Source organism: Reyranella sp. (assembly GCF_050185545.1).
GTDB lineage: Bacteria > Pseudomonadota > Alphaproteobacteria > Reyranellales > Reyranellaceae > Reyranella.
The window spans coordinates 2,304-9,657 of record NZ_JBFWZI010000231.1; the positions used below are offsets into that span (position 1 = coordinate 2,304).

The window sequence follows — 7,354 nt, forward strand, 5'->3', positions numbered from 1 at the left end:
CGACCCGTATGACGGGGGAAGATTGAGAGTCTCACGCTGCCCTCACCGGGGCGACATGCTGACGACACTGCATCAGCGGCTGGATGCGCTCGCCGAAGATCTCCGTGCCGCTCACGAACTCGTCGAAGGTCAGCAGCACGCCGGCCAGGCCGGGGATGGTCGCCGCCTCGTCGAGCAGGCGGGCCACCTTGGCGTGCGAGCCCAGCAGCAGGCCCATGTTGATGTTGACCATCGATCGCGGGTCGATGGCGTGACGCACGCTACTTTCGCCGGTCGCGTTCCTGTCGGCGACCGCCTGCTCGACCATCCAGGCCAATGCCTCGAGATCGGCGCCCTGCCTGTAGAGCTCCCACTTCGCCTCGGCCTCGGCGTCGGTCTCGCCGGTGATCACCATGAACAGCGCGTATGAAGCGACCGCGCGACCCGTGAGCCCGGCGGCGGCCTGCATGCGCGCCACGATGTCGGTGCACGACGTCGGCGTGTTGACGCCCTTGCCGAGGCAGAAATTGTAGTCGGCGTAGCGGGCCGTGAAGTCCAGGCCGGCGTCGCTCTGGCCGGCGCAGATAATCTTCATGTCGGCCTGCGGGCGCGGACTCAGCCGGCAATCCTTCATGGTGAAGAACTCGCCGGCGAGATCGCATACGCCCCTCTCCCAGAGGTCGCGCAGGATCCGCACGTACTCGGTCGCGTAACGGTAACGATGGGCGAAATAGTCATCGCCCGGCCACAACCCCATCTGCGAATACTCGGGCCGCTGCCAGCCGGTGATGACGTTCAGGCCGAAGCGGCCGTTCGAGATCGAATCGATGGTGGCGCTCATGCGCGCGGCAATCGCCGGCGGGACGGCCAGGGTGGGAACCGTTGCGTAGAGCCTGATGCGCGAGGTCACGGCGGCGAGACCGGCCATCAGCGTGAACGAATCGAGATTGTGGTCCCAGAACTCGCTTTTCCCGCCAAAGCCGCGCAGCTTGATCATCGACAGCACGAAGTCGAGCCCGTAGCGCTCGGCGTTGAGCGTGACCCGCCGGTTGAGCGCGAAGCTCGGCCGGTATTGCGGGGAGGTCGTCGAGATCAGCCAGCCGTTACTGCCGATCGGGATGAAGACGCCGATTTCCATGCGGTTCGAACTCCTTCGCGAGCCCATGGCAGCGGCGTGCAAGACCCGGACCGATGCCGCTGCCCAAAGCAGGTTCACTTGCCGTCCTCGATCGCTTACGATTGAATCAGCAGCGTCGCGTTTGCCACTGCGGATACCGTCGACAAGCCTGCACCGCCGCGCCTGCGATCTCGCGGCATGATTCTTGCGACGGTTCCGGCACTGGGATTTTCCAAGGCCCAGTTTTCCGTCCGATCAGAACGGGAGTGTCGCATGGCGCGCAAATCTTCTGAAACCGCCAACAAGCTCAATCGTCGTCGTCTGCTCGAGGGTGCCGCCGCCGGCGGCGCCGTCGTCGCAACCGAGGCGATCGCCGGATTTCCCACCGTGTGGGCGCAGAACGCCAAGGACATCACGCTCGTCCATGCCGGCGGGTCCTACGCTGCCATCAAGGAGATCGGTGAACAGGCGACCAAGGATCTCGGCTTCAAGGTGATCATGCAGGCGATCACCGACGACGTGCAGCTCAACCGCTCGCTCACCCAGCCGCAAACGATCGACATCAACAACATCGACAGCACCAAGATGCCTTACCTGGTGGGCAAGGGTGCGTTGGCGCCCGTCCCGGTGTCGAAGTACAAGTACTGGAACGACACCGTCCCGCTGTTCACCAAGAACGCCTATCCCGACGGCCGGCAGACCTCGAACCAGGGCCTGTCGCCCGCCAAGGCGCTGTTCTACACCGGCGCGGACGGCAAGAAGCTGGCGACCAAGCCGACCGACTTCCTCGCCTTCATTCCCACCATCTACAACGCCGACACGCTCGGCATCCGGCCCGACCTGGTGGGCGGCCGCGACAAGGTCACGAGCTGGAAGGACCTGCTCGATCCCAAGTTCAAGGGCAAGACGGCGCTGGTCGACTACGCGCCGGTCGGCGTGATCGACGTGGCGATGGCGCTCGAGGCGCGCGGCGACTTCAAGTACGCCGACAAGGGCAACATGACCAAGGAAGAGATCGACAAGACCATCAAGATCATGATCGATCTCAAGAAAGGCGGCCACTTCCGCTCGTTCTGGAGCACCTTCGACCAGTCGGTGAACCTTATGGCGTCGGGCGAGGTGGTGATCCAGTCGATGTGGTCGCCGGCCGTCACCGCCGTGCGCTCGCGCGGCATCGACTGCTTCTACGTGCCGCTGAAGGAGGGCTATCGCGGCTGGTTCGTCGGCCTGGCGCCGATGGCCCATCTCAGCGGGCTCAAGCTCGACTGCGCCTACGAGTACATGAACTGGTTCAACTCGGGCTGGCAGGGCGGCTTCATCGCCAAGCAGGGCTACTATTCGGCCGTGCCCACGACCGCCAAGAAGTTCCTGACCCCCGAGGAGTGGGACTACTGGTACGACGGCAAGCCGGCGGCCGTCGACATCAAGGACCCCTACGGCACCCTGATGGAGAAGAAGGGCACCGTGCGCGATGGCGGCGCGATCTGGGACCGCATGGGCAACATCGCCTGCTGGAACACGGTGATGGACGAGGACCGCTACCTGACGCGGCGCTGGAACGAGTTCGTCTCGTCCTGATAGGGTCGGCGTCGGCCATGGCGCTTCTCAATCAGACGGCGGACGGCGCGATGGAGGCCGCTCCGCCGACCGCCGAGCAGCTCGCCGCCGATCGCAGCGGCGAGCGGGCGTCGTGGTGGCAGACCGCCCCGCTGGTGATCGTGCTGCTGCTGTTCTTCGGCCTGCCCATGCTGGTGGTGCTGGCGGTCAGCTTCTTCGATTTCAGCCGCACCGAGATCATCCCGGCCTTCATCCTCGACAACTACGTCGACCTGTTCCGCTCGCAGGTGACGCTGCGGCTCTATCTGAGCTCGCTGAAGTTCGCCGCGATCGTCTGGCTGGCGACGCTCGTGCTGGGCTTCAACATCGCCTACTTCCTGGTGTTCCACGTCAGGAGCCTTTTATGGCAGATCGGCCTGTTCCTGGTCTGCACGGTGCCGTTCCTGACCTCGAACATCATCCGCATGATCTCGTGGATCCCGTTCCTCGGCCGCAACGGCATCTTCAACCAGGCGCTCGAAGGCGCCGGCATCACCAGCCAGCCGCTGGAGTTCCTGCTGTTCTCCGACTTCGCGGTGATCGTGGCCTACGTCCACCTGTTCACGCTGTTCATGGTGGTGCCGATCTTCAACTCGATGGCGCGCATCGACAAGAGCCTGCTCGAGGCGGCGCGCGACGCCGGCGCCGGACGCTTCCGCGTCGTCGCCGAGATCGTCCTGCCGCTCAGCAAGACGGGCATCGCGCTGGGCTCGATCTTCGTCGTCACCCTGGTGATGGGCGATTCCTTCGTCGTGCGCACCATGAGCGGCGGCCAGAGCGCCTCGGTCGTGTCGGCGCTGCAGAACGAGGTCGCGGCCCTGCAGTACCCGCCGGCGGCTGCGAGCGCGGTCATCATGGTGATCATCGTCACCCTGATGGTGGCCGGCATCCTGCGCCTGGTCGACGTGCGCAAGGAGCTGGCCCGATGAGGCAAGGCATTCGCATATGACAAAAACGCCGTCATCCCGACCGGAGCCGAGCGTAGCGAGGCGTAGTGGAGGGACCTTTCTTCTTGCAGAACCGACAAGAAACGTCCCTCGACTGCGCCGCCCCTCAGGCGGCTCCGCTCGGGATGACGGGTTTTCTTTTCATATGCGGATGCCTGGCCCGATGAGGGGGCTGGCGCGATGAGGTGGGCCCATGCACGGCTCTGACGAGGGCAGGCCCTGGACGTTCTACGCCTTCGCGGCGTTCTTCGGCCTGTTCGTGCTGTTCCTCTACGGGCCGATGATCGTGATCTACATCCTGTCGTTCCAAGGCCCGAATGGCGGCATGACCTTCCCGCTGAACGGCGTGTCGCTGCACTGGTTCGGCGCCCTGATCTCGCAGACGCGCGTGGGCGACATCGCGGGCTCGTTCGTGCGCTCGATCGGGCTCGCCGCCCTGGTGGCGATCATCACCGTGGCCCTGTCGGTGCTGGCCGGCCTCGGTTTCCGCCGCCGCTTCCGCGGCTCGGCGTTCGCCTTCTATCTCGCCATCGCCAGCCTCATCATGCCCGGCCTGTTCGTCGGGCTGGGCATTGCGCTTGCCTTCCGCCTGCTCGGCCTGCAGACCGGCTGGTACACGACGGGGCTCGGCGCCCAGCTCACCTGGACCCTGCCGTTCGGGCTCCTGATCATGTTCGCCGTGCTGGGCCGCTTCAACCGCTCCTACGAGGAGGCGGCGACCGATCTCGGCGCCACCAACTGGCAGCGCTTCAGCGAGGTCACCCTGCCGATGCTGCTGCCCGGCATCATCGGCGTGGCGCTGTTCGGCTTCACCCTGTCGTACGACGAGCTGGCGCGCACCGCGCTGACCGCCGGCAGCCAGAACACGCTGCCGCTCGAGATCTGGGCGATGACCACCAACGTCACCTCGCCGACGCTCTATGCCGTGGGCGCGGTGACCACGATCGTCTCGTTCATCGTCATCATCGCCGCCCTGACCTCGATCGCGGCGATCCAGCGCCGCCGGGCGCGCGGCAAGCAGGCGGAGCAGTCGCATGGCTGAGAAAATGGGGGCTGGGACAAACGGGGCAGCCGGCAGTGGCGAGGTCGTGGTCGCCAACGTCACCAAGCGCTTCGCCGAGACCGTCGCCGTGCGCGACTTGAGCCTCACCATCCCGCACGGCGCCTATTGCTGCCTGCTGGGTCCCAGCGGCTGCGGCAAGACCACCATCCTGCGCATGATCGCCGGCCACGAGAGGCCGACCAGCGGCGACATCCGCATCGGCGGACGCTCGGTGCTCGGCCTGCCGCAAATCGAACGCGGCACCGCGATGATGTTCCAGAGCTACGCCCTGTTTCCCCATCGCAGCGTGCTCGACAACGTGGCCTTTGCCCTCAAGATGCGCGGCTCCGGCCTCGCCGAGCGCCACGCCACGGCGCGCGAGCTCCTGGCCAAGGTCCAGCTCGAGAGCTTCGCCGACCGCCTGCCCGCCCAGCTCTCGGGCGGCCAGCAGCAGCGCGTCGCGCTGGCCCGTGCCCTGATCACCAACCCGCGCGTGCTGCTGCTCGACGAGCCGCTGTCGGCGCTCGACGAGTTCCTGCGCCTGCGCATGCGCGGCGAGCTGCGCCGCGTGCAGAAGGAGCTCGGCATCACCTTCATCCATGTCACCCACACCCAGCTCGAGGCGATCGCCGTCGCCGACACGGTGGTGGTGATGACGCAGGGCCGCATCGAGCAGGCCGCGAGCGCACGCGACATCTTCGTCGCCCCGAAAAGCGCCTACGTGGCGCGCTTCGTCGGCGGCCAGAACGTGCTCGCGGGCAGCGTCGAGAGCCTCATGAACGGCACCGCGGCCGTGGCCAGCCCGAGCGGCGCCCGCTTCGCCTTCCCCGTGGGCGAGCTGCGGCCGGCGCGCGGGTCGAAGCTCTACGGCTCGATCCGCCGCGACCGCATCGTGGTCGAGAGGCTGGCGCCCGGCGCCAGGCCGGCGGCCGGGCTGAACAGCGTGGCGGGCGAGGTCCACACCATCGAGAACCAGGGTTCCTACGTGAAGGTGACCCTCGACCTCGCCGACAACGAGGAGTTCGTCGCCCACATGCCGGACGAGACCTTCTTCGCCAACCCGCTCGACATCGGCGACAAGGTCGTCGCCCGCTGGTCGGCCTCCGACGTCAAGCTCCTGGACGACGGCCTGCCGCAACAGGATCCGGCACCGGCGCGAAGCGCCGTGGCGGCGCGGTGACTCTCTTTGCCTCCCCCGTCATCGGGGGAGGTGGCCCGTAGGGCCGGAGGGGGAGAGCCGCATGCAAGGTTCATGAAGTTTCGACGTCGGATTCGGAAGCATCTCGACTGAGGCTTTCCCCCTCCGCCCCGTATGACGGGGCACCTCCCCCGTAAGACGCGGGAGGCGAGATGATCACGCCACCGCCTTCAGCTTCTCGCGCCGGGTCTGCATCAGGGGTTGGATGCGCTGGCCGAACTGCTCCATGCCGATCAGGAAGTCGTCGAAGGTGAGCATGATGCCCTTGGTGGCGGGCACGGTCGCGACCTCGTCGAGCATGCGGGCGACCGAGGCGTAGGAGCCGACCAGCGTGCCCATGTTGAAGTTGATGGCGCCTTCGGGCGCGGAGATCGCCTTGGCGGTGCCGCCCTCGGCGGCGTTGGGATCGGCGTTGGCCTGGCCCGACATCCAGGACAGCGCGCCCATGTCGGCGCCTTCGTTGTAGTGGCGCCACTTGGCCATCGCCGCCTCGTCGGTCTCGTCGGCGATCACCATCATCAGCACATAGTTGCCGACGTCGCGGCCGGTCTTCGCTGCCGCCGACTGCATGGCGAGGTTGGTCGGGGTGTGCGCCGTCGGCGTGTTGACGCCCTTGCCGAGGGTGAAGTTGTAGTTGCCGTAGGTGGCGCCGAACTCCATGCCACGCGGGCTCTGGCCGGCGCACACGATCTTCATGTCGGCCTGCGGACGCGGGGAGAGCTTGCAGTCCGTCATCTGGAAGTACTCGCCCTTGAAGTCGGACGAGCCCTTTTCCCACAGCTCGCGCAGAATGGTGACGTACTCGGTGCTGTAATCATAGCGGTTGGCGAAGTGCGCCTCGCCCGGCCACAGGCCCATCTGCTCGTACTCGTCCTTGGCCCAGCCCGAGACGATGTTGACGCCGAAGCGGCCGCCCGAGATCGAATCGATGGTCGAGGCCATGCGCGCCACGATGGCCGGCGGGATGGTCAGCACGGCCACCGAGGCATAGAGCTGGATGCGCTGGGTCACCGCCGCCAGGCCGGCCATCAGGGTGAACGATTCGAGGTTGTGGTCCCAGAACTCGCTCTTCCCGCCGAACCCGCGCAGCTTGATCATCGACAGGGCAAAATCGAGCCCATAGTGCTCGGCCTTCAGCACGATCTGCTTGTTGAGCTCGAAGGTCGGCATGTATTGCGGCGAGGTGGTCGAGATCAGCCAGCCGTTGTTGCCGATCGGGATGAATACGCCGATATCCATCAGACGCTCCTGTACGCGGGGTCGGGGTCGAGGTCGTTCGCCGCCCAGTACAGCAAGCAGCATGCCAGCGGTCCGGCGGCGGCGGCCGAGGTTGGCACATGGCATTCTCAAATCCCTCCCGCGTAATCGGGGGAGGCGCCCCGTTATACGGGGCGGAGGGGGAATTGCCGCAGTGGAGATCTCTTTGAGTCCGACGTCGGAATCGGAGAAATCTCGACCGGGCTCTCCCCCTCCGA

At 66.2% G+C, this 7,354-nt stretch carries 6 protein-coding genes; 4 read left to right on the forward strand and 2 right to left on the reverse strand.

From position 1 onward, the window contains the following. Positions 1-31: 31 nt before the first annotated feature. Positions 32-1,117 carry a pyrimidine utilization protein A gene (rutA, locus tag AB7O82_RS33955; RefSeq protein ID WP_428621388.1) on the reverse strand — a complete coding sequence of 362 codons (1,086 nt, stop codon included), beginning with the start codon at positions 1,115-1,117 and terminating at the stop codon, positions 32-34. A gap of 252 nt (positions 1,118-1,369) precedes the next feature. Between rutA (AB7O82_RS33955) and AB7O82_RS33960 the strand changes: the two genes are divergently transcribed. The 4 genes from AB7O82_RS33960 (at position 1,370) to AB7O82_RS33975 (ending at position 5,861) form a co-directional block, all read left to right on the forward strand. Further along, the gene (locus AB7O82_RS33960) at positions 1,370-2,674 is read left to right on the forward strand and encodes an ABC transporter substrate-binding protein (protein ID WP_428553993.1); all 1,305 of its coding nucleotides are present in this window, start codon (positions 1,370-1,372) and stop codon (positions 2,672-2,674) included. A gap of 50 nt (positions 2,675-2,724) precedes the next feature. After that, positions 2,725-3,621, forward strand: coding sequence for an ABC transporter permease (locus AB7O82_RS33965; RefSeq protein WP_428553999.1), 897 nt, complete (start codon positions 2,725-2,727; stop codon positions 3,619-3,621). Positions 3,622-3,832: 211 nt separating this feature from the next. Beyond that, positions 3,833-4,681, forward strand: coding sequence for an ABC transporter permease (locus AB7O82_RS33970; protein ID WP_428553991.1), 849 nt, complete (start codon positions 3,833-3,835; stop codon positions 4,679-4,681). Further along, positions 4,674-5,861 (forward strand): ABC transporter ATP-binding protein, encoded by a 1,188-nt coding sequence (locus AB7O82_RS33975; RefSeq protein WP_428553988.1) that lies wholly within the window; start codon positions 4,674-4,676, stop codon positions 5,859-5,861. Before AB7O82_RS33970 ends, AB7O82_RS33975 begins: the two co-directional genes overlap by 8 nt. Before the next feature lie 174 nt (positions 5,862-6,035). On the opposite strand, the gene rutA (AB7O82_RS33980) is transcribed toward AB7O82_RS33975, so the two are convergent. After that, positions 6,036-7,118: a pyrimidine utilization protein A gene (gene rutA / locus AB7O82_RS33980; RefSeq protein ID WP_428621389.1), complete on the reverse strand. Its 1,083-nt coding sequence runs from the start codon at positions 7,116-7,118 to the stop codon at positions 6,036-6,038. Positions 7,119-7,354: the final 236 nt, after the last annotated feature.

Bases quoted from the DNA above. Each gene is read 5' to 3' on its own strand.
- rutA (WP_428621388.1), bottom strand. From the start codon at position 1,117: ATGGAAATCGGCGTCTTCATCCCGATCGGCAGTAACGGCTGGCTGATC.
- AB7O82_RS33960 (WP_428553993.1), top strand. From the start codon at position 1,370: ATGGCGCGCAAATCTTCTGAAACCGCCAACAAGCTCAATCGTCGTCGT.
- AB7O82_RS33965 (WP_428553999.1), top strand. From the start codon at position 2,725: ATGGAGGCCGCTCCGCCGACCGCCGAGCAGCTCGCCGCCGATCGCAGC.
- AB7O82_RS33970 (WP_428553991.1), top strand. From the start codon at position 3,833: ATGCACGGCTCTGACGAGGGCAGGCCCTGGACGTTCTACGCCTTCGCG.
- AB7O82_RS33975 (WP_428553988.1), top strand. From the start codon at position 4,674: ATGGCTGAGAAAATGGGGGCTGGGACAAACGGGGCAGCCGGCAGTGGC.
- rutA (WP_428621389.1), bottom strand. From the start codon at position 7,118: ATGGATATCGGCGTATTCATCCCGATCGGCAACAACGGCTGGCTGATC.